The sequence below is a fragment of the Acidisarcina polymorpha genome, assembly GCF_003330725.1.
In the GTDB taxonomy this organism is placed as follows: domain Bacteria; phylum Acidobacteriota; class Terriglobia; order Terriglobales; family Acidobacteriaceae; genus Acidisarcina; species Acidisarcina polymorpha.
On sequence record NZ_CP030843.1, the window covers coordinates 150,137 to 173,467 of the forward strand.

At 53.5% G+C, this 23,331-nt stretch carries 16 protein-coding genes and 2 pseudogenes; 7 read left to right on the forward strand and 11 right to left on the reverse strand.

The genetic code is table 11. The features are described from left to right. Positions 1-359 precede the first annotated feature (359 nt). Both ACPOL_RS32150 and ACPOL_RS35830 read left to right on the forward strand, forming a co-directional pair. Positions 360-769: pseudogene (locus tag ACPOL_RS32150) on the forward strand (helix-turn-helix domain-containing protein); the annotation flags it as partial. Positions 770-817: 48 nt separating this feature from the next. Continuing rightward, positions 818-1,231 carry a YybH family protein gene (locus ACPOL_RS35830; protein ID WP_338026822.1) on the forward strand — a complete coding sequence of 138 codons (414 nt, stop codon included), beginning with the start codon at positions 818-820 and terminating at the stop codon, positions 1,229-1,231. A gap of 187 nt (positions 1,232-1,418) precedes the next feature. On the opposite strand, the gene ACPOL_RS32155 is transcribed toward ACPOL_RS35830, so the two are convergent. The 8 genes and pseudogenes from ACPOL_RS32155 to ACPOL_RS32200 all read right to left on the reverse strand — a co-directional run bounded on the left by ACPOL_RS32155 (position 1,419) and on the right by ACPOL_RS32200 (position 12,454). Then, positions 1,419-2,864 carry a hypothetical protein gene (locus tag ACPOL_RS32155; RefSeq protein WP_114211437.1) on the reverse strand — a complete coding sequence of 482 codons (1,446 nt, stop codon included), beginning with the start codon at positions 2,862-2,864 and terminating at the stop codon, positions 1,419-1,421. 32 nt (positions 2,865-2,896) lie between these two features. Beyond that, entirely contained in the window at positions 2,897-4,354 is a 1,458-nt protein-coding gene (locus ACPOL_RS32160) for a glycoside hydrolase family 140 protein (RefSeq protein ID WP_161557702.1), read from the reverse strand. Between the two features lie 46 nt (positions 4,355-4,400). After that, positions 4,401-7,982 (reverse strand): carboxypeptidase-like regulatory domain-containing protein, encoded by a 3,582-nt coding sequence (locus ACPOL_RS32165; protein ID WP_114211439.1) that lies wholly within the window; start codon positions 7,980-7,982, stop codon positions 4,401-4,403. A 337-nt stretch (positions 7,983-8,319) separates the two neighbouring features. After that, a complete protein-coding gene (locus ACPOL_RS32170) occupies positions 8,320-9,291 on the reverse strand; it encodes a helix-turn-helix transcriptional regulator (RefSeq protein ID WP_161557703.1) in 972 nt (323 codons plus the stop codon). 175 nt (positions 9,292-9,466) lie between these two features. Next, positions 9,467-10,030, reverse strand: coding sequence for a type III PLP-dependent enzyme domain-containing protein (locus ACPOL_RS32175; protein WP_114211441.1), 564 nt, complete (start codon positions 10,028-10,030; stop codon positions 9,467-9,469). Between the two features lie 1,111 nt (positions 10,031-11,141). Next, on the reverse strand, positions 11,142-11,558 hold the full coding sequence (locus ACPOL_RS35315) for a DMT family transporter (protein WP_114211444.1): 417 nt from the start codon (positions 11,556-11,558) through the stop codon (positions 11,142-11,144). Between the two features lie 78 nt (positions 11,559-11,636). After that, positions 11,637-11,810 (reverse strand): annotated as a pseudogene (locus ACPOL_RS32195) (IS3 family transposase); the annotation flags it as partial. A gap of 305 nt (positions 11,811-12,115) precedes the next feature. Then, positions 12,116-12,454 (reverse strand): hypothetical protein, encoded by a 339-nt coding sequence (locus ACPOL_RS32200; RefSeq protein ID WP_114211446.1) that lies wholly within the window; start codon positions 12,452-12,454, stop codon positions 12,116-12,118. A gap of 282 nt (positions 12,455-12,736) precedes the next feature. On the opposite strand from ACPOL_RS32200, the gene ACPOL_RS35320 reads away from it, so the two are divergent. The 4 genes from ACPOL_RS35320 (at position 12,737) to ACPOL_RS36765 (ending at position 16,626) form a co-directional block, all read left to right on the forward strand. Beyond that, positions 12,737-13,075, forward strand: coding sequence for a recombinase family protein (locus ACPOL_RS35320; RefSeq protein WP_236657649.1), 339 nt, complete (start codon positions 12,737-12,739; stop codon positions 13,073-13,075). Positions 13,076-13,135: 60 nt separating this feature from the next. Next, the gene (locus ACPOL_RS35325) at positions 13,136-13,366 is read left to right on the forward strand and encodes a recombinase family protein (RefSeq protein WP_236657625.1); all 231 of its coding nucleotides are present in this window, start codon (positions 13,136-13,138) and stop codon (positions 13,364-13,366) included. Further along, positions 13,329-13,595, forward strand: a complete 267-nt coding sequence (locus tag ACPOL_RS32210) for a hypothetical protein (RefSeq protein WP_114211447.1) — start codon at positions 13,329-13,331, stop codon at positions 13,593-13,595. Before ACPOL_RS35325 ends, ACPOL_RS32210 begins: the two co-directional genes overlap by 38 nt. A 2,341-nt stretch (positions 13,596-15,936) precedes the next feature. Next, positions 15,937-16,626 carry a Crp/Fnr family transcriptional regulator gene (locus ACPOL_RS36765; RefSeq protein WP_114211449.1) on the forward strand — a complete coding sequence of 230 codons (690 nt, stop codon included), beginning with the start codon at positions 15,937-15,939 and terminating at the stop codon, positions 16,624-16,626. Positions 16,627-19,193: 2,567 nt separating this feature from the next. Here ACPOL_RS36765 and ACPOL_RS32240 read toward each other — a convergent pair. After that, a complete protein-coding gene (locus ACPOL_RS32240) occupies positions 19,194-19,967 on the reverse strand; it encodes a Crp/Fnr family transcriptional regulator (RefSeq protein ID WP_338026816.1) in 774 nt (257 codons plus the stop codon). Positions 19,968-20,615: 648 nt separating this feature from the next. Here ACPOL_RS32240 and ACPOL_RS32250 point away from each other — a divergent pair. Beyond that, positions 20,616-20,975: a DUF6326 family protein gene (locus tag ACPOL_RS32250; protein ID WP_275066529.1), complete on the forward strand. Its 360-nt coding sequence runs from the start codon at positions 20,616-20,618 to the stop codon at positions 20,973-20,975. A gap of 1,171 nt (positions 20,976-22,146) precedes the next feature. Here the strand turns inward: ACPOL_RS32250 and ACPOL_RS32265 are convergent. Next, positions 22,147-22,605 carry an IS6 family transposase gene (locus ACPOL_RS32265; RefSeq protein WP_114211455.1) on the reverse strand — a complete coding sequence of 153 codons (459 nt, stop codon included), beginning with the start codon at positions 22,603-22,605 and terminating at the stop codon, positions 22,147-22,149. A gap of 389 nt (positions 22,606-22,994) precedes the next feature. After that, entirely contained in the window at positions 22,995-23,255 is a 261-nt protein-coding gene (locus ACPOL_RS32270) for a GlsB/YeaQ/YmgE family stress response membrane protein (RefSeq protein WP_236657628.1), read from the reverse strand. Positions 23,256-23,331: the final 76 nt, after the last annotated feature.

Consider the following 23,331-nt stretch of genomic DNA (forward strand, 5'->3'; position numbering starts at 1 on the left):
TACTTACTGAAACGACCGTTTCAGCCGGTATTTCATTGTTCCGGTGATCCGAAGCTCAACATTGCTGATAACCATGGCGGGAATACGGGACGCGTCCGGAAGTCTCGTCAGCCAAAGAGATGCTCTTCTCGGAACGCCTTCAGTCCAGGAGAAGATGTTGCTTGCTGTCGTAGGATAAAGCGATAAAGCCGTGGGGAAGATAGAACCAGCGGTTTGGCAAAAACCCCATTGTGTGGTGCTTGACGGTCTGCGTGGTGTCGCCGCGCTCTGGGTTGTCATATTTCACTTTTCAGAGATGGTTATCTGAAAGTAACGTTGGCAGCTCCGGCCACCCTTTCGGACGCTACTTTCGAGATCGGCTGGCTAAGCTCGATCCTGCGTCACTTGGATTCAAATCTTCGCGCCGCAGGACGCCCGGCTTGCGACGTGAAGAGGTTGCCCAACGAGCCAACATCAGCTCGGCATGGTACATGTGCCTGGAGCAAGGACGGGGCGGAGCACCATCGGCTGAAGTACTCGACAATCTTGCGAAGGCGCTGCTGTTGAGCTGTTGACTGACGCGGAGCGCGAACATCTGTTTCTTATCGAGCTCGGCAGAGCGCCGGAAAGCCATTACAAGCAGCCCGACGGCATCGAACCAAGACTCCAACGTGTATTGGATAAACTCAGCCCCTCTCCGGCATTCATAAAGATCGCGACCTGGGATGTCGTCGCGTGGAACAAAGCAGCAATGGTCATCTGGCCAAATGGCCTGCCCCCGAAAGCACGTGTTCGCGAACGATTCCGACCCGGAACCTCACTCCAGAAAGGCATCTCAATGACTCTCTCTACTACGTTCGACGAGACCGCGATCAAGAAGACAATTGCCCGATACTTCGACGCGCTAAATCATAGCGATGTCGACGCAGCACTCACGCTTTATACAGACGATCCAGTGATGTTGCCGTTCCTTCAGCCCACCGTCGTCAGGAGGGAGGCCGTCCGACAAAATTATGAGGGCACCTTCCAGCACATCCAATTTGGATGGAAACGAGGATCCAGGAGTTGGTGGAGATGTCTCCAGAGTGGGCCTACGTACGGAGTCCGCTGGACTGTTCACACCGGCCACCACTCGAAAGGGCTCTTCGGCCACGTTTCACGGTTTCACGAACTTTCCTCCTTCCAAAACGAGCAAGGAGAATGGCGCATCGCGAGATATAGCTTTTCCCCCACTGCCGAGTTGCCCGCGTAATGAGTGCGTTGGTAGTAACGTTTTCCCGGGTAGACAGGCCCCTCGGCATACTCGTGCAGATCGGTGCGCAGATGCCGCACCAGGCCACATCGACCTGAAGCTGACCTGGAGGCGGATTGGGCATGTCCTGAATCCGACCATCAAGCCTGCCGTGCAACACTGCTGCTTTCAACGCTGACCTGCCGCGCTATTGACGCTTGATTCGCAGAGCTATGTCGATCTCGTAAGTTGGTGTCGTCAGTGTTCGAAGCCCGCCAGGATGCTTGAAGCTGGTGCTGGCCAGGATCGCATACGAGGCCGGGTCGATCCACTCCGCATTGTAATTGCCGGCTGGCAGGTTCGCGACCAGGTCTTCCTTGTAGCGACCGGGCTTGACGAGATAGACCGACCCTCTGCCTCCTTCGCCATGATGGATATAGAGGGCGTATTGCTTTCCGTATTCGCTCAATCCTCGGTACGAGGTATCAGGATCAATTCCGCTCACGATAAAGCCCCTGTCTGGAGCGGTCTTGACGAAGTCGAAACTCTCTAAAAACAGCTTAAGGTTACGCAGCGAGCCTAGCAGCCTTGCGTTGTCAGGCGTGTTCCCGGCAGGATCTTCAACTGTGTACAAACCGTTCAGCTGATTGAAGCCCGCTCCCCCGCCAACCATAAACTCCCAGGCTTCCACTCTTGATGCCGCGACTGCATCGCCGGAATACAGGGGGTAGTATTCGGTCTCATTTTGTTCGATCGGCTTGTTGCGCAGGTATTCGAAGGTGAGACCTTTCATGCCCCCCATCTCGTCATCACTGGTGTGCCATACGTACTGCGTAACGATGACTGAATTGGCAGGTTTGCTCGACAAATCGACCGGACCATTCACCGGCCCCTGTACCTCCTGCCCAATCAGATGCTTGTTAGGAAGTCCGGCTTCGGCTTTGTAGGTGGTCTCCAACATATGGGCCACCCATGGGCCGGCTTCCTCAAGTGGAGTGAAGAGCGCGGGCTCGTCGCACACTTCGAGAATTACGTTATCAAATCCATTCACTTCCGTGACGATCTTACGAATATAGGCGTCTTCTCGCGCGACCAACTCAGGATCTTTCAGCGTCTGCGCGTCTCTGAATCCACCGCGTCCGGCACCCTGAATATTGTTCTCATGGTATAGCGGGCTGAGTGGCCAGGTATCCGAATATTGCCCGTTGAAAAAACAAATTTCCACCACAATCCCACGCTTCGCCGCCTGTGCAATGAAGTCCTTCAAGCGTGCGAAGTACGCAGGGTTCCAATGATCGAGGTCGAACTTATTCCCGGACAGTAGGTAACCGGGCTGGTTGCTTCGCGACCAGGGAAGAATTAGCGCCGACGGCTTCGCACCCAGGGTATTGCCAGTCACGAACTTCCCCATTGGCTCGAAGAGATAGCCAGGGTAAATACGCGTATAGTTCAACCCATACTTTTGTAGCGCGTCAAAGTACTTTAGGTAATCGAAATCTGCATTGATAACCGCTCCATAATGCTCAGCAGAGGTAATCAGCAACGTCGGCTTGCCCTGAAAGTCATAGTAGTGTGGATTGACGGGATCCGCCTGGACGGTTTGCGCATTAAATCGAGCGACGGATAGCACAAGAGACAGTAACAACGCTTTCATTGAGAATTCACCGGCTTTCTAAGCATTTCGAACTATATTCTCTGCGTACTCAGAACCAACACCCAATCGCTATCGCGGTCGTGGTTTTTTGCTGGCGGAGTAAATTGTTGAATCCCCTGGTTCTCGAAAGGCTCGGGACGAATAGTGGTGTATCTGCCATTTGTTGGGTCGAACCATCGCGCATACGCGGCCCCCTTTAAGCTCGCCATATTCAAGGTGATCGACCTTGCGGTTGGCATGTAAACCACTACGATTGAACCGTCCGACGTTTTGGCGGCCGTAGAGTATTCAGCCTGACTGACGCGAGTGCGAAGATCTCCGTAGTTTCCCATCCCGGCTACCAGAACCGAATGATCCTGATCGGGAACAAGATCCTGCCACGGCAGTGTGGCAAAGAACTTCTTCCATATCGTGAGCTGCATCACGCCTGGGGTGTCAAGATGCGTTTCCCATCCGGATTTGAAAGACCAGGTATAGGCGTTGCCATAAAACTGCCCAGTACCACCGGTCAACATCGTCCAGTATTCTTCTCTCCTGAGCACAGGAGGATACCCGTAGTCCGGGGGCTTGCCGGCGTCCTCCAGGTCGTAATGTGCCTCAACCAGATAGGTCGGAGCAACTGGAGTCTGGTTGTAGCTGTGAAGCATCTGGATATAGGTAGGTGAATACGCATAGGTGCTATTGATCTCGGCGAGTGGCACCCAGGTGGGATCATCATAAGACGAGCTGTTGAAGACATTTAGCTCCACCGTTTGAATATGTTTCGGGTCGGTGGTCCGAATTCCGTTGGACACAGCCTGCACCAGCGAATCATCTTGGACATCTTTCCAGGTATTGAAGTCATTGCCGTTGAGCCAGGCGACATTAGGAAACCTCTTATAACGACTACCTAGATATTCTCCGTAGGCCCTCGCGGCTGCCGGTCCGTTATTGCGAAGGGTCGGAAGCCAACCAATCGTCTCGATCGGATCGATAAAGACCAGAATCCCGTGGTTGCCGGCAAGGACAACTATCTTATCGAGACGGGAAAAGTAAGCTTCATTCGGCTTGCTTAGATCGTAATGGGCGAAGTCCTTCCCACCCGGTAGATAGCCCGTGAAGGGGCGAATTCCGTTAGGAGTGCTGGCATCGAGATTAGTGGGAAAATCATGGCCCGCACAAGCTACGTCGATCCACCCCACCGTATTAAATTCATGTGCCTGGCGGTTGGCAAAGTATTCGTCCGCCTCTTTTTCGCTAAGCCGCGACATTAAGCCCTGCGGAGTATCCCCGACAATCAGGAAGGGGGTGCCGCGTTGGTCTACCAGATAGCGCTTATTATCACTGACCTTCACGGGATAAACTGCGGATATCCCGGAGGCCGCTACCTGGGCGGGGGCGGCTTGAACGCATATGCCGACACCTAACATAACCAGCAGCCCCAGGCAGGTCGCGCTTAGCGCTGCATGCTGGTGTCGACGGTTCGTTCGTTGATCGATCCTTTTTGCCATCCTAAGTTTCCTTCTGCATGGGCTGCGGTTCATGATCTGCGCACCCTTAAAACTCCAGGCGAAACGTGGCTTGTCCCTGACGGTTGCTGATCCGCGAACTCAGATTGGTAATCTGGCCAAATGTAGTATCGAGAGAATTCGTGTCCGGCCCCTGAAGCTGCGTCCGATTAAACGCGTTGAAGTAATCGACCCGTAGTGATGCGAGGAATCTATCTGTTATATGAAACGACTTGATAACGTTGAAATTCTCGATGCTCAAGGGTGGTGTTCGCAGCGCCGCATAAGCTCGTTTGGAGTCGCCGATTTGCCACGGGCCGGTGTTCGCAAAGGCGTTCGTCGTGAATTGAGTCGGCGCCAAGGGCAACTTTCCTGTAAAGAATTTCTTGGAACGGCCATAGCCATAGGTCTTTAAAGACACCAAAGGATCGATGTTTGGCCGGTCGAATCCGTTGACCAAAAGCGGATTGAAACCGTTTTGTGCGCCAAACGGATTGCCCCCGGCGTACTGCAGGATGACGCTAATCTGCCATCCGCCAAGAAGTTGGCCCGCCAAACCGCGCGAGTTCAAATATTTTTTCCCGGGACCGACTGGTAATTCATAGGTTCCCACCAACTTCACGTTATAAAGCTGATCGAGAGATGAGGGCACGTACTCGGGCTTGGGGTTATATGCATTCAGGCCGTTCGGCGACTGCGGGCTTGATCCAATCGACGTATTGGCGGTATTCCGCGCAAGCGTAAGGTTAGCCAAATAACTCAGACCGCCCGAAAACCGCTTTTCCCCCTGAACCTGCAATGCGTTATAAAACGCAGTTCTGTCCATCTCATAGACCGGGAAGAATCCACCGAATTGAGGAAAGGGTGTCAAAGCCTGCTCCAGCGTCGCGGAACCTCCGAACTGCTGGGAGAACTCCGGATACGGTTGCTGGAAGCCCGCCGCGATGACCGCGGGATCCAGAATATTGGCGCTTAGAAGGCTGCCGTACTGCAGCACGGACGGGTTGGGCTGGTTGGATAGCTCAAGAGTGGTTGGGAGATGAATCGCACGGTTCCCAACATAAGCCGCCGTCAAGAACATATTCCATGGAAGCTCTCTCTGCACCCGGAAGCTCCAGGCGGAATCGTAGGGAGCGGTGCCGACCGAAGGCGAGTTTGGCAAGCCCGGAGAAGGGTTGCGATGCCTGAAGGGAAAGTCGAAAATCACACCCGCGTTTCCGATAGATGGACTAAACGGAGTTGGCTGCGGGAATGGCAATGTTTGACTGTCCCAGTTTCCGTAGCCGGGAGTGCTGCTCCCTGTCGACGCCCGGAGAAAGGATCCGTTGAGCAGGTCGGTCATGAAGGAAGCGCTTTCGGCAGTGCCATACTCATAGGCGCCGCCATTCAGTATGGTAATGTAGAAGCCGGCCTGGAGGACGGTCTTCGAATTCAGCATGTAGGAAAGGCCCACTCTGGGCTGAAAGTATCTCCAGTGAATGTCCGCGCGGTCGATTCCTGCGCACCCTGGGCAATGGCCAAATTTGGTGGCCGCGCCGGGGATTCCGCCCGCCCCTGGATTCGGCGCTGTGCGGTCCACGAAGATGATGTTGTTCCCAATGGCTGTAAAGGGCACCAGGATGTCCCACCGGAGGCCGGTGTTCACCGTCAGTCGATTCGAGAGCTTGAAGTCGTCCTGGGCATAGATTGCGAATGCGTTGTTTCTCAGTTTCGATTCCGCAGAAAAAATTCGTTCACTGGCGTCGACATCTCCAAGCAGGAAGCTCGCAAAGGAACTGCCATAACTTCCAAAGTTTGGGTCGTTGGAATTAGGAGTGGAGGTCGTCCTCTGGCTGAAGTTGAATGTGCCGCCGCATTGGACGCAGGCTATGAGGTCTTGATAGGTGCGCCGGTACTGACCGCCTAAATTCAAGGTGTGGCGCCCCTTCGTCAAAAGCCAGTTATTGACGAGTACGACGCCCAGGGTGCGGTTATTACTAACGGTGAGTCCGCCGGAGCAGCACTGAAGAAAAGAGCCCGGAGTGGTCACTCCCCAACTTGTCGGCGCATTTTGTCCATCGAAATTGATGTAAGGCAGCGTGGTTCCACCGGCCACGCCGCCGAAGCTGACATGAGAGTTGGCGTTGTGCATGCCGGCGATATTTTCAACCCAGTCCGCCCCCGCGGTGACGACCAGGTTAGCGTTGAAGGTTTTTACATAGTTGAGCAGAAAGCCGGCGCCAACATTCGTGTTATCGATCACGCTTTGCAGCGGATTGCTGATCGGGACGATCCCTGCCTCAGTCAGAGTTGGCGAGCTGAAGGAAGCGCGCCATTGGCTCCAGTGGATGCTCTGGGTTGACGTCAGATTCTCGTCCATCGTGTAGTCCCATAGAGTCTGCTTGACTGGGACCGAAGAAATCGCCGGCGAAGCGTTGTTTTGCAGGCCGGAGTTGGTGCCAACCCTATTTGGATTGGGAATTGACGGCAACAGAGATACGGCCAACGGGCTAAAGCGGGAAGTCGGAATGATGTTCGCTGGAAACGGACTGCCGGTTTGAGGGTCATAAATCGGAATTAGATTTCCGTTAGCGTCGACGAAGCTGCTGAAGTCCCCGTTTTTCATTGCTGTCGTTGGCACTGTTCCTATAGCTGTTTCAGCGAGATTTTGGCGAAACCAGTCTGCGCTAACGTGGAAGAAAGTACGATCTCTCCCATCGTAGAGCCTGGGAATCCACACCGGCCCTCCTACGGTGAAGCCGTAGTCGTTCTGGTGATTTACCGGGGCGGTTGCGTGACCGTCGCGACTGAAATTGGTGGGGAAAAATCCAGCGGAATCGAAAAGCTGGTTCCGCAATATCTCAAAAGCGTCTCCATGCAGCTGGTTTGTGCCCGAGGCCATGTTAAATACGACCGCGCCCTGCCCCAGTCCAAATTGAGAGTCAAAAGTTGAGCTGTTAACGCGGAATTCGCTCACCGACTCATACGGCGGATTGATATAGGTCTGGTTGCCCTGGTACTGGACAAACGCGACCGGGACGCCGTTGAATTGTACTTCGTTTTCGAAGGTCACCCCGCCATTGATGTTATGCGAGGTGGCGCTGCCCTGTACGCCCGGAGCAAGATAGATAAACGCATCGATCTGCCTGGCCAGGCCGTTGATTTCAATCGGAGCAGACTTCACCAGCTCGGGCTCCAGTGTGGTGCCAACCTGGGGAGAGGTGGTGTTCAAGGAGATATCGGCTTCTTTTACGTTGACGGTTTCACTGGTTGCTCCAAGCTGCATCTGAAAACTCAGCGACTGCATCTGGGCGACTTCTACCACGGTGTCCGTCCGCTCAGTCTTGAATCCCGCAGCATCCACGACTACGGAATAACTTCCCGGGATAAGTCCAACTAACCTGAAGGTACCCGCGGAAGACGTAGCTGCGCGGGAGACGACGCCAGTAGACGTGTTCGTAGCCGTTACGTTAGCACTGGGGACAACGGCTCCACTCGAATCCGTCACCGTGCCATTGATCCCGTTTTCGACCTGGGCATTCAATCGGCCACCGGATAGGAGGACGAAAGCCGAGCAGATCATAGCGGCCAGCAAGGCGAAGTCGGGCCCACACCGAAAATACTTAGGGGAACGGCCAAGTGTACGTGTCACAGTATCTCGCTCCGAGTCGAAGATGGAACTAGAATTGCTACGTATCGTCTAGCTTCTTGTGACGCCGGTATAGTGAATTTCCACGATTGTTTCTTGCAAGGCTACGGGGATGATTCCACATTTCGGATAGGTAGACGTTAAGAGGATCTTTTAGCACCGCGGAAATATCGAAGATAAAACCTGCTCTCTGCGATAGGGAGTATCAGGCTATTCGCTCGCTTCACGATTGCCAAGTGGAAATCCTGAGGGTATACCAGATCGTGACGCTTCTCTGGAACATGTTTGTGCAACAGTTCATGCGCTCACGATCCCTCTTAACGAGAGCTGAAGTGAGAGGTCAGGAAGCCTGCGGCCTTTCAAAGATCTGCTGAATAGGGAGCGCCGCCGATTGCCGGTTGATTGCGTGGGTGCTGCCTCGCGACGCCCCCGACAAAGATACTTTGGTAGTTACTGGGAAGGGCGCATGGCCGACTCGTGCGTGATCGGATCCCCCACCTCCATTCCGAAAGCGCCGGCGATACGCGGCCGGGGTCATGCCCACTAACTTACGGAATACCGTCCCGAAATAGCTTTGATCGCAAAAGCCCATCTCCTGACTGATAACGGCCATAGACTCGTCGGTATTGACCAGCATTGCTTGGGCGCGTTCGACCCGGTAGTGGTTGAGATATTTCATAAATGAGAGTCCCGTCACCCGTTTGAAGAAACTCATAAAGTGTGACTCGCACATCCCGCTAATTCGTGACGCCTCCTTGACGTGGATCTGGCTGCCGCAATTCTCTCCGAGGAATTTAAACAGGGGCAGGAGCCGGTCTAAGTCGCGTTGCTGACGCTGAAACGTCTCTACTGTCCCGGTGTAAGAGACGTATCGATTCAAGAGAAGAATGAGAATCATTTTGAGGTAGGTCTTAATCGCAAGCCTTCCCCTCGTCGTCTGCGACGGAAGTTCCGAGCGGATGCGCAGCATCAGATCCAAAACCTGGTTTGGAATCCCAGTCTCTGCAGGCACAACATGCGGGAACTCGGAATCCTGGAGAAGGAACGGAGTGAGGTATTCAGCGCTGTCGCTGCCTCCATCGGAACGAATCAGGTCTGGTTCGAAGAAGAGCGCGGCAATCGTTAGAGGAGAAGACTGGCATTCGATGCGGTGATATAGAGTGCTGCCAACAATGGCGAGGTCGCCCTCCTTGAATGGAAGCAAACGGTCTTGAATATGGCAGTCGGCGGCACCGGAGCAAAGGTACAACACCTCGAAATATCCGTGGCGGTTCATCCGCACGTTTTGCCGCCCATCCTCAGTTAGAAACAAGACATCCACCGGACATGAAACATCGAAAGGCCAGACATGCACTCCTTCCGCATTGATCTGGGGCTCGACCAGGCTGAATTGATCCGTGCACGATGTTTTCGGAACGCGGACATGGCCAGTCCGGAGTTGTGGGCGCGTGCGTGGCGGCTCTGCGCAGTGCCTACTAGCACAGCTGTCAATGCTCAATTCGGAAGATCTCTTCGACTTCGCCATTGCGTACTCCGTAGAGGATTTGGTGTAAATTGACCGTCGCATCGCTGTACTGTACCCACAATTCAACTTTTTGTCCGATTGCCGGCGGAGTCCCTGCGGATGGATCGACCTCCAGCAAAGCATGCTCTGCGTTCAGGGCGACCAGCCTGCTCCCGGCGATGTTCTTTAGTTGAGACAATCCGCGTTCCGCGCTGAGGGCTTTGACTCCGCAGTCGAGCACCGCGCGGTGCGCGTTCGGCTGGCTTATAACCGTGGCCAAAAGGGTAAGCGCCCGTTGGAACCGTGAACCTCGGTCGAAGTAGAGAGTGTCCATCAAGAGATACGAGCCGGCCTGAATTTCGGTGATCCCGGGAAAGGCTCCCGCCGCATCGTAGGTTCCGGTCCCGCCGGTGGAAATGATAGGCACGGGGATCCCCGCCGATTGGATCAGCTTCGCTGAATCGACCAGCGACTGACTGCCCGTGCGCACTCTCTCGTCCCGTTCCTCGCTCTTGGACTGCGCCTGCAGGTGACCATCGTAGCCCATGATTGGACAACGACGGATCCAAATGATCCATATCCGGCACACTTCGCGAGTCTTCTCAATGGGCCTGACTTTGAGTCGGTAGAGTTTAGCAAATTTGATGCGATGCGCGAAGATTCAGCTCTTGCCGTTCCGGCTTCGAAAGAGGGCCGGTACCTCGGATCACGTTTCACAATCCGTGTGGTCGAGAACAATCCCGAGCAGGACCGCAGAACTCTGTACATGGTTGAGCCTGTTCATGGTGAGCTTCATATTTTTTCCGGAAAGGTCGTGGGTGCGGTAAAGGCAGCGAATATGGTTTTGAAAAGAGTCTCCGCGGATGGATGAAGTTCCGGCTTATCTTGTCGTTGGCCGAGGGCGATGGGCGTCCCTTATTCAGACGATCCTGCTTCAAGAATGTCGTCACGCTTCAATGCTCAATGAAACGCGAATGGAGACTGGAGAGTCTAGCGATGTTTATCAGCAGCGTCTAGAAAATGCCATGCTGGCAAGTGGCGCGGCCGTTGCTTGGCTGTGCGTGCCGTTTGGACACTGGACTCCTACGATTGTGACCGCTGCGATGCATTCCGGGCTCGACGTAATCGCGGAATGTCCATGGCTTTGCCCTCCTGAAATTACGGAATCACTCCAAGCTCTCGAGCAACGGGAACGACGTGTGTTGAGCGTTCATTATGAATACTGCTTGCTCGACGAAATGAAGCAGTGGCAGAGCCAGTTTACTTACGGGGCCGGGTGCACTTTCAATGGCGTTTTTGATATTAGCCGCCCGGCCCGATATCGATCGACTGCTGAGCTGCAGTTGGGATCTCATCTTCTGGCAATGAGACGCTTTGCGGTTCCCGATTCGGTCATTGGTCGGATCCAATGTTGCTATCAGTCCTTCGACCGAAGGGAGGTTTGGCTCGAAAGAGATGGAGCAAAAGTCGCTAGCGTTGACTTCTTAATCAATAAACAGCCCCTTATTCAGCGGTATATTCAGGCATTTGAATCGAGGCGGAGAGGAAGGCGGGCTCTCTTTGGGCTTGAGTTTGCAGGGCGAATCGCGGCTGACGTACATAAGCTTCTGTAGCGTGCAAGCGTACTTGGGCCAATAAACGCGTGCGCCTTTATCGGTTTAGCTGCTCTCTGTCGTTTGGGGCGAGGTACGCCCTACTATGAAAACACCCAAGCAGATAACGCCTATTCCTACCCATCGCAGCGGAGAGACCTGCTCGCCGAGCAGGAAGTATCCGAGCAACGCTACTACGCCATATGACAACGACGAGGCTGGTTGCACGAAACTGTAATCGGCCCACGAAAGCACAAGCATATAAGCCACAAAAAATATAATTAACAACGAGATTCCGATCCAGATGTGGCCCGATTCAAGAATGTTCTTGCCAGCCTTGAGGAGCTCCGCTGGAGGCCAGATCGCTATACGCCCAATCTGCCTCATACCCATTCCGAGATACACGTTTCCTAAAGGTGCCACGATCACTATTACTGCGATCATGAGATAGGTTTTTAGAAAAAGATGTTTTTTGCTAACCATTGAGCTTGCCCTCAGAACGCGTCTCTCATAAGCGTACTGGTTTTGGACTTTCGTCGAGTTGCGGTTGCGCCTTCGCGGTCAGGCTGCGAGGGCGATTGGTGAAGCGAGTGCTTGTTGCTCGAACTGTGCTGGGCTGAGGTAGCGCAACGTCGAGTGCATCCTCGATCGGTTGTACCAGAGCAGCCATTCGAGCATCGCGTCCTTGGCCTCCCTATTGTTGTTGAACTCCATGCCATGCAGCCGCTCAACCTTCCGCCAGACGCGCAGTCCGCAGCAGCCCCGGCCCAGGGAGCCATCAGATTCATCTCAAAATAGCCAGCAGTGTTCACAACTTTTGCCGCATTGTTGAAAGTCGATGCGTTACCCGCGCCGAAAACGGCCGCCGCCAGACTGCCGGGATCGAAGCCGCCGTTTATATTAGGCCCCTGAATCACTCCAATGCCGATGCCCTCACTGTCTGGGGGGCCAACAATAATTTAAGGAAACACGAAAAAGAGGGACGCAGGGCGCATCCCTAGATCCTGCAGTGTGGGGCGAGCCTCGAAGATGGACTCGCGCTACCTGACTGATTCAAAATTCAGTAATAAGGTTGTACAACACCTGTTCCAGGTCACTCCATTGTTGAGCGACTCATTGGTGACCAGGGTCCGAATGTCATTGTGGTTCCCATCAGAAACCGGAGCGAATTCCACCCGCAAAGTACAGCTCTTGCCTGCGGCCACTCCCGCTAAGCAGGTGCTCGACGCAATCGTATAGCTGGGCCCGTTGATCGAGGGCGCAAGCGTCAGCGTGCCACCGCTAATGTTGGTGATCGTCAACGGAAGCGTCGAGCTGGTGGAATAAGCGATGCTCCCGAACTGCAGCGTCCTCGCCGAAAGCTTGCGCTGAGCCCGCATTGCCCACCGGGGTTGAAGCCGAAAACGCAAGGCCGGCCCCAGTGCAATGCAAACTGACGCGGGGCAAAGCGAGGGGAGGAAAATCCTTCATGGGTATTCCTCGACGCCAGTAGGAGGCGAATTTGAGGGGGTCTACTCGAGCCCAGCGATAATACCCTTAAAAGCCCAACAACAACCAGTTGATTAAAGGGGCAAAGCGTTCCATGGACCATTCAAGCCAACATCCGGCACGTCGCATATTACCGCATTAGCACCGACCGCCAAGGCGAAAGCGGATTAGGACTGGAAGCGCAGCACCACGCCGTTGCACAGTTCACCGGCGGCGCTCCGCTGTTGGCCGAGTTCGAGGAAATCGAAAGCGGACGCCATCACCGGATCCAGCCCCAGCTCGCAGCCGCGATCGACGTTTGCCGAAAGCAACGTGCAACGCTCGTAATCGCAAAGCTCGATCGGCTGGTCCGCAACGTGCATTTCGTTCCGGCCTCATGGAAAGCAAGATTGATTTCGTGGCCGTGGACAATCCCCACGCTACGCGATTCACCGTCCATATTCTCACCGCTGTGGCCGAGAAGCAGACCGCGCAGATTTCGCAACGCACACGCGCAGCACTCCAACAGGTAAAGCGCGAGCTCGCGGAAAAAGGCCCAGCGCGTCAGCGTTCGCGGACGTGTATATACCCGATTGGGAACCCGCCCGGCTTCGACACCAGCAAAGCGCGAGCAAAACGGCAATCTTGTTCAACCAGCTCCACAAGTGATCGAGCTGATGCGCCAGTACCGGGCCGAAGGCAAGACCTACCGGGACATCGTCGCCCAGCTCGACGCCTTGCAGATACAGACGCCACGAGGTTGCAAGTGGCACCCGCAGACTATCCATGAAATTCTCAACCGATCACAGCAGGAGCAGACCTAATGAACAACTATCTCCGCGCCGCGACATAGTGCAGCTTTCCATATGGCCGGAGCCGGTGAGGGGTGGGCCGAACGCTCTCCTGCGGTCCGCATTGTTCGCCGGCATCGCCAGCAAGAAGCGCAAGGTGCTGGGAACACAGGTCAGCCCAGTAAAAGCGCCGGAAGGGGTCGAGATCATCGCGCAGGCCGGATCACGGATCAAATACGCCGGTGCAGCTAAACCAGTATGACGCCGCCGGGTCACATCCCCGAGGGCTTCGAGCTGGCGACCTTAGTAAGTGATCGCTAACGGTAAGTTAGTGCTGACGGTTGGGATTGATTACGAACCTGCCCATTTTAATCAGGCGTGACCTTTCTACCGCTACCCGGACGGCGGTCCTTTACGATCTGAAGCAAAGGATGGGGCATGTCTTTTCACTCCGGCAATCTCTTCCTTGCCGCACTTACTTCCAAATGTAGAGATCGGTTGCTCGCGTATTGCACTGCGCTACCGTTACCCATGAGACGAAGCAAATCAGACACCTGCCTACGCCTATTTCTTCACCTCGAGAATGGCTTCCGTGGTTGCTTCGACGGATAGCGGCGCCAGGCCGCAGAGATCCGCCGTCGACCTAGGTTTACTTAGAAAGCAACGGCAATTGTTTCAGTCATCAACATTCGCTTTGCTTTCGCACATACTGAGAAGAAAAAGGGCGAATTCGGCTTAGCTTACTCGAATTCGCCATCGTAGTCGGAAGGAGACCACATGTTAACTCACACACCACTTGAAATCATTAGCGTCGACCGACTGAATGACACAGAACTCGTAATAGATTTTTCGGATGGTACCACAGCTGTCATTACAGCGGAAGAATTGGCTTCTTGTGCCCCGAACCGATGCAGCACAGACGGCGAGACAGAATAGCCCAACGCTTTAGTCCATTAGTAAGCTCGAGAGGTACTCATCGGACGCTTACAACAGATCAGAGGAGAGCTGCAATGACAAAATTGGAAGTTTTGTGCTTTTGATGCAGCCAGACTGGTGCTCAACGTTGTCATTTGGGGGTACTCGGCGTCGCGGTGTGGATGTTCTACCGTCTTGAAATGGCCGTTTAGTCAAACCTTGTGGCCGCCTAGGATGGCTGACACGTCGAGGCACACGAAGGTGAAATTACCATAGACATCGTCAAGAGCCCTACCTTCGTAGGCCGAAGTTCGCGTCACAGTAGGCCTTGGATTCTGAGCAAGACAGCTCACGGGATTGAGAGGAAGCAACACGGAGGTAGCTGCCCAGGATGAGGTCGGAAATATCGCCCCAATCCAAGGCAAAGCGATCCAAGCGAGCGCCAACCCAGCCTTTCAGCTCAGGGCTGGGAGGAGTGAACCACCGCGAGATGGCGTTCTCTATAGGTTGATGTCTCTCTCCAGATCGAACCCTGCAGCACACACCAATAACTCCATTACTCCGGTAATCGGAAATATAGTAGGCAAACACTCGTCCGTCGACGAAAAAGGCGGCATGCTTCCCCGAGCTCTCCATCCGCACCCCCGGAAGTCTCAGGCAAATCTTCTGGAGTCTGGCTAGACGAAACGGTTGCAGGTCGGCATTTGTCAGACGGGTCTTTCTTTCCCCGCGCTCGTAGGTTCTTGTTCGTTCACATTCCTTAACATCATGTGTCGGGCCCCAGTCTTCAGAAGTCATACGTCTCCTTTCAGCTGATCCGCACGGTTAAATCGCAACATCTTTCCGAGTTACGGGACCTAGGGTCATTCAGATCTTCCAATTGCCGCACCCAATGTACATCGATTACTTCAAGAAGTGCATTCCCCTGAGTGACCTTTGTACGCTCAGATTCAGCTTGGGGATGGTCACTATTGGTCATACATTTCAGAAATTGCACATTTTGATAGATATACTTTCCCGGCTGAGCTTATGTATTTAGTCGGGAAAGTCACTGAATCCTTCAAAAACCTGCTTCAACAGCTCCAATGAATTGTTAAGGAGGTCGCTGGACTGTAGCACCGCAATTCAGATTCGCAACCCGATGACCTTTAACTCGCCTCAAATAGTTGAGGAGGACCTTTGACCTTGCGCCTTAGCTGCCGCCGCGATCGCTTAGGGTCGTTCCGGGTTGAAGGGCACCGGACTACGGGACCTTGGGCGAATGAGATAAGGGCCAGATTGTCCTATGATGGTCATGCCTCCTCACATTTCGGAACAAGCAACTCTCCCACCAGTTTTGATAATTGATGAGTTCTTTCAGCGCCTGCTTAACATATGCGAGCGCTTGGTCCCCCCTGCTCTGCCAGTAGACCATATTTGTCAGACTTTGCAATGGGTTGGGCTGGAGGGAGGGCATCGACAAACGTCATGAGCTTAAAGCAGTGTGATGTGAAGCTGAGGCGTTGGGTACTAAGCGTTACCTCCGTATAGTGCTGATCACCTTCGTAATCGTATGGCACAAGAAATAATGCTACCTTTTCACTGGATGTAAATCCTCTTCTCTAGCGTATTGCTGACGATTCAGCTAGCGGGCCGCGCCATCGGACCTCGCGCCTGAAACTGAACAGAGACATGCGGGAGATGATCCGATGGAGGTTGAAATCGCAACCGCGCGACCTGAACTGCCGCTTTCTGCCTTCCAGCCGAACGAGTGGGAGTCGGTACCCGCGTTCACCCCGATTCTGGCAGAGGACCCAAAGTTTCTTGCTCGCCTACCAGCCGCTCGCCTTACGAAAGCCGGCTCTCTGTTACTTGAACAAGGGTCTGCCATCAAGGCGATATACCTGTTGCAGTGTGGGCTCGTAAAACTCTCGCATCTTACCCCCAAAGGATGTGAGGGGACGATCGGGTTAAGGTCTGCAGGATGGTATGTTGGCGCTGTCGCGTCTCTCTTGAGCGCTCGACCCGTCTACACGGTGCGAACCGTAACGGATTGTATGGCGGTTAGGATCCCAACCGCCCTGTTCTCGCGGCTACTCAGGGAATCCCCGGAGATGGCTCAACATCTTTTGGAAATCCTTTGCATTGAAGTAGCTTCGCAAGCAAGCTTCCAGATCGAAATGGCGTGCTATTCAGCAGAAGAGCGTTTACACCACTTTATGAGCGAGCGGGAGAGGGTACTCCCCTTAGGAAAATCTCTTGCACCCCTCCCTATGCTTAAACAACTGGAGGTCGGTCAACTGCTTTCGATTACCCCCGAGTATCTCAATCGCTTGCTTCACAAGAGGAAATTGCTTAAAGCGCTTCGGCCGCAAAAGTCTTACGTCAAACTGGTTTAGTTAAGAAGCCAAAGGAAATCGTCCAAAGGGTCAACGTCTGTGCTGCTTTCCGGAGGGATGAAAGATCGCTATCTATGGACCTCTTGTGCAATAAATCAATAAATCGATCGGCCACACATTCGCTGGGTTGACTTCGTTTGCAACAGTCCCACCGGAAGGATGTATTCATCTATGAGTAGAATCGACGAGCTCAAGCAAGACGTGAGAATCCTGGAAGCCCAGTTCAAGTCTAAAATGGACCAACTCTACGCTGCAGAGTCTGCTCTCTTTCACATCAAGACAGGAGACCTGCTGCAACTAGAAGAAGGAACCTACGGCCATTCCAAACGGACGGTGTACATAGTGAGTAGGATCATTTTCTCCCTGCGCGGAGAATCGATTTTATTCGGCCATAAGCAATTGAAGGATAGAAGGTCATTCCATCACCGGGAGGTAAGAGTCTGTTTAGACTTCGAGGAGCCCACAGTGATTGGGCGTGTTGAGGACTGGCGCGGATTGTGTGCTAATACGGTTCTGAAGCGGCTCTAATTGTCGATTTCTGAAACAACAGCCGTACCAAGTGTGCCGGTTTGCAATATCTTCACTGATTCGTAAGGAAGGGGTCGAGCGGAGGACGCAGGGCAAGGAGCCACGAACGAAGAGTCGTGCTCAGAAATGACCTAACGGCGGATACCCCAATCTACTCTTCAAAGCACATCCAACGAGTTCGCAACCATATGCAGCGGAGCAAAAGACGGCGATAGAACCGCCTCGGAAAACGCTGCGCGTATCCCACTTTCCCTCCGCACGGCTGCGGCGGGGTTCTCTCTCAAAAGTAATCCGGCCACTTGTTGGAGGCCGTCGCTTGAGTTACATTAACTGCAAATCTGCCGGTAAATCCGGCACGAATCGAAACCCCGCAGGTCGAAATTTCCAACCTGCTGCGGCTCAGTTTCCCGGGGGGGGTAACATTTGCTGATATTTTTGCCGTTCACGAGCGGCTAGAGTTTGCTTACGTTTCTTAGGGCGAAAAGAATAGCACGTCATGTTCAGTATTGACCATACAAGCGTCCTAAGCCACGTGATAACTTCCCGGGTAGGTAGGTAGGTAGGTAGGCGGGCGACGCGTGACGATGTCGGAGTAGGCCACTCTGATATGCGAGATATCTCGTACGCCTCGCCGCGCCGGCCTGGCTACTCTTAGATCAAGGAGTCTTCCATGGGCAAAATTGACAACATGAGGCAGGAAGTAAGGCTCATAAAGGCGCAGCTCAAGTTGAAGATGGAGGAGCTCCACGCCGCACAATCTGCTGAATTTCGCCTAAAGGTCGGAGACCTCCTCATAAAAAGGAGGGCGAGTATGCAAATCCAACATGCAAGGTGTACATGATATCAAAGCTGGTTTTTCACACAAACCAAACACCCATAATGTACGGCAGACAGCGCTTGAAGGACGGGATCTCGTTTCACTCGACGGAGACAGTTCTGTGTTTCCGCGCCGACGAGCTGCCGATGGCAATTGGCCATGTGGATCACTGGCAGAAACTCCTCCAAGTAAAGTCTAAGACTTACCGAGGTAGCTGGACCAAGCCTTCGGTCGTACGCTCCCCCTATCCGACATGCAAGCCCTTTCAACAGATGAGTAATTCAGCTCAGCAATAACAATACGCCACTGGGCTCCTCTAAGAGCCGCGAAGTGAGTGCAAACGTCGGAGACACTCATCGATATCACTGCTATTCGCCTTATGCTCAACCGGCGGACCCACTGACATAACACTTTTCAAACACCCTCTAAGAACGCGAAATGGCACCAAGGGACTTTGCCCGATGTATTGCCGCCTCGGATTCATCCCGCCTTTGTCCAGTAGAGAGGCTCTCTAAAAGTTTGCTCCAGATATCTGGTCGTGCAGAACCACGTTGAGCCAAGCCTTGTGGACGTAAATGGCGCTCCTTGTATTCGATATACCCCAGCTTGCGGAAGCGATTCATAAAAAGACCCACACGCGACCGGGTTGTCCCGACCATTATGACCCGACGCACTCTCGTGGGTAGTCGATAGTCACCCATTCGCGAGCTTGCGCCCGATACTTGCCTACGCGACTTTGGGCGCGCTTTGAAGGTGCCAGCTTAGACGCGAAATGCAGCAAAGATTTGCAGCACTTAAATAGCATTTGCTAAGACGAGTGAACCAAGGAGTCTTCAAGCTTTGGGACGAAAGTTTCTGCGACCAAGTCTATACCGTGACCCTGGCATGTAAGGACTGACCATTTGTACGTCCTTACCTCGCTGAAAGATGGTCAATATTGACCAGTCGGTTCGGATTCAACGCTTGAGGTGGTCTGCTAAAAGTGCTGTTCCGGTGAACAACCTTTTGACGTTCCTTAGCAGTTACTTGGTACCACAATTGCCGAAGCAAAAGCGCAGGACCTTAGGCCTCATAAAATGAGGTATTCCACGGAGAGACGTATACACAAACTTAAGAAATTACAGAGGCACTTAACTTCGAGGGCGGGGTTCAAACGCTACCTTTGTGTAAGTTGTGTCAACCAATAAGTAGCACTCGCTGACAGGCCCCTAATCGGCAGGCGTTAAGAGCGCGAAATGGCACGTAAGGCTTTGCCCGGTGCCTTGCCGCCTCGGATTCGTCCCGGCCTTCGTCCAGAAGAGAGGCGTTCTGAAAGTTTGCTCCGGAAACCTGGTCGTGCAGAATCACGTTGAGCAAAGCCCCTGTGAACGTAAATGCGCTCCTCGTATTCGACATAGCCCAGCTTCCGGAAGCTATTCATGAAAAAACTCACGCGCGATCGGGTCGTCCCAATCATTTCGGCTAGATCTTGCTGCGTAATCCGGGGAATAAGTGTTTTCTCGTCGGCGACTTCTCCCGGCTGCCCGAACTCGGCCATCAACAACAGAACTCTTGCCAGACGCTTTTCACTGGAATTAAAAAGTTGGTCAACAAGGTCGGCTTGGGTTCGCATACTGCGGACCAGCAGAGACGCTATAAACAGATCGGAGAAGGTACGTTGCTCATGCAGAACGCGGATTATCTCCTTTCTTTCCATCTTGAGTGCGCTACACCCGGTGACAGCTGTCGCTGTCGCCAGATGCGGCCCGGCAGCCGCCGCAATGCATGCCTCTCCAATGAAGTCGCCGGCCGTGAAAACGGTGATCGTGGCTTCTTTTCCGGCTGCGGAAACAATCGTGAGCCTGGCCCGGCCCTTTTGAAGGTAAAAGACCGATTCGCAGCGACTTCCCTGCGAAAAGAAGACTTCGCCTTCCATCAAGCGCACAATCTTGTGGCCGAAAGCAGCGGTGGTGAGATAGGTTGCGGGGTCAAATGCAGTTTGGGTCGGATTCTTCACGAATGCTCTTCCACACCGTCTCTCACGGTGTACACCGCAAGCTCAGACTATGTCGGGTAGCAAACAAAACTCTTTACAGCAGGTTGATAGGGATAACACTTTCGTAGCTGTGTTTGCCCGGCAAAAGGTCTGTCGCCGGAGCCGTTTTCTTGTGCCTGTAGATTGAAACTGATTCATGAACAGATAGCACTGACCAACCGAACCACTAAGCTGCTTTAAAGTTAAAAAGTCTCGCTCAAGAGCCATAACCCTAGGTTTTGTACCCGGTCACTATGCCCCAAAGTCTCAGGTACGATGGCCTTCTGTTCCGGTCTGGTTTGGAACGTGGATTGGGCTGAGTGTCAACGCATCCCCGAGCAAGCGTCTTAGTGCTCCGATCAAATGATTCGGCTGGGAATCGATTATTTCCGATGGATAAACGTTATCCGTATCCATTCTGTTCTCGATCTTAAGGACCAGAAGATGTGGATACCTCTCCCGAAGCCTCTGGTCAAGGCCTTTTTGTTCGATGGTAGAATTCCGCCTATCAAGATGAGATCAAAGTGCTCCGTTTCAAGCAGTGCCAAGGCGGCGTTATCCGAATCAACGGCTGCCACCTCATAGCCGCTGGACGATGTCAAAATGCATGTAAAGCTCAAGCTCTGAGGTTTGTGGTGCCCCCTTATGTTTTGCTACATCTACGGAGACTTCTTCGAGCTTTATCAACCAGGAAAATTGCAGCAAATGCCTTCCGGCAGAACTGCATTAGGTGCGGCCGCCCAGGCTACGCTGCTAAGCATGGCGGCACTCATGGCGGTCCCAAGTCTCATGGTTGTTCTGTCATTCCTTTTGCCCGCGACACTAAGTCGCTGGCTGAATATCGTTCTCGGAGTCCTGTACTCGGCTATCATGGTTCTCGCCATACAGGGAAGCTGGCACTTCTATGTATTTTTCGGCTTGATCGAGATTGCTCTAACGGTCGAGATCGTTTGGCATGCCTGGACTTGGCCGAAACAACCAACTCCGTGAGCGTTGGCCGGCCAACCTCGTCGTGAGGCGGGGTCTGAAGGAAGCCTGGAGCAAAGGCGTGTGCGAGAACAGGAATCGGATACGAGGCCTGTGCTCGTGGGCGAGTTGGCAAAGAGCAGCAAAGCCCATATCCATCAAGACGAGCAGAGGTAAATCCGACGGTAGGTCGTCATCCCCGCGTCCAAAGTTCTGCCACCGATTGGTATACCCAACCCCGCACGCCCACGAATTCAATCCGATCCAGTTCAACTAGCGTGGACTCACGGCATTTTGGTTGGTAACAAGCCGCCCCTTCTGGCAGAGTGCCTAATGCGACTTTGGCTCTTAACTCTTGTAGCGTAGCGTCGGGTAGCAGATAGATCAAACCCAGTAAAATCGACGCTCCGCACGTCATGCAGAAAATTCCGAAGCCGCGCCGAATCTCCATATCGTTTGTTGCGGCAGGCTGGCTGGATGTCATGCTCATGGAAGATCCTCTCTTCAGTTTCCGTGTACTACTGGCGTTACCTCGAGAGGCGAGTTATCCTTCATTCTCTACCGCAATTCTTCACGATATACACCCTCAGTATCACTGATAGCAATACTATTCTTCCGATTGAAAGCCGCGTTGCAGCCTGAAGATCAAGGTCTAGATTAGGAACGACGCCAATGCCTCTATGCTGTGAAATGCGGTGTGGTACGCCAGTAGATCAATTTTAGTTATCTGAAGTGGCGAGCTGTGACCTATGGTTTTAGGGGCCAACCCGTTCCCTGAAGAGAGCTAAAGCGTCTTCTACCAGGCGAAGTTCTGCTTCGAACATCGCACGTCTTTCCGGGTTAGCAACTTCCGGAATAAAGAGCCGTACCGTCCGGCAGGCCCTTTCGAGAAATCGTACTTCGGATTGAGCCAAATCCGGATATCCGAGGTCAATTTGAAGCGCCCCAAAGTCGAGTGCTGTCGAGCAAACCCTTAGCTCGGCTTCAATGAAACCACAGCGGACCCTCTGAGTTTGCGCTTGGAGCTCAGCCCATTGTTCCGCGAAATTGTCGCTCATGCCAAACTCTGATGCGTTGTCACCTGTCAATGTTCGATAGCGTTTCGCTAGCTCCACGTGTCCTCCGTTGCGAATGTGCCCTGGATGGCAAGGGCCCCAGATGACAGCATGCTTCGTGACCATCAACTCGCCCCGAGTCAATGCCCTCGACGGACCATACGCATCACTTCAAAGCCCTTGATCGTAGCGGCCGCGGTCCTCATCGTCTGAAAGCCTCGGGTGGGTCGGATGACGCGCTTAAGGGCGCCATGGTCGGCTTCGATGATGTTGTTCAGGTATTTGCAGGTCCGATGTTTTGTGTCGGCAGACAGCTTGCCCTCGCGCTGTAGCCGGCGGATTGCTTTCGGGTAGGAACCGAGTTGGTCGGTGGTGATCGAGGACGGTGGCCAGTGGCGCATGGTCGTCAACGCTTTTCCCAAGAAACGATGGGCCGCCCGAGTATTGCGGCGATCTGCCAACATGAAATCAATCAAGCGGCCATGCTTGTCGACGGCCCGAAACAGGTACTTCCACCGACCGCCGACCATCACATACGTCTCGTCTACGCGCCAGGAGCTGGTTCGGTAGCCTTGGTACCAGCGAACCGCTTCTCCAATTCAGGCGCATAACGATGCACCCAGCGCATAATCGTAGACGGGTCTAGTTCCACGCCACGCTCCTGCATCATCTCCACGAGATCCCGATAGCACAGTTATCGAGCAGGAAGCCTCGTTTTGCATTCTGAATTACGTGATAGAGGGTCTTACCCGAAGAATGTTTAATTGTCTTGACATCGGTGTTTTCGCTTCTCTTGCAACGCCGATAGACCAGATAAGCTTTTTAGGCTCAGCGTTGGGAGATCGTAGGCGTACATAAATTCCCGTTTCTTGAGCTGAGGCCTGAAGCAAAGCATCGACCGCTGGACTGCGGCCGCTCACATTCAAGATGGGCCTCTGCTAAGGCCGGTCTCGAAGTCCGGCAAGCCGGGCAAAATGGCACTGGGGGATTAAATTTGCCGAACTTTTCCTCGTGTCACCAGGCGCAGCAACAACGTAAAAATGACCGCTCCAATGACAGCGACAAGAATTGAATAGATTAAGCCGCCCTGACCCGCAAATCCGAGCGAGCGCATAATGAACCCGCCTACTATAGCCCCAACGATGCCAATGACAATATCCATTACCGCACCGTAACCACCACCGCTCATCAACTTGCCGGTAAGCCATCCAGCGATGAGGCCGACGACAATCCACCAAAGAATGAACACGTTTTCCTCCAATAACGCCTAAGTTTGCTTTTCGGGCTTCACCCTGGAAGCCAGCACCCAATAGATGCTGGCTTAG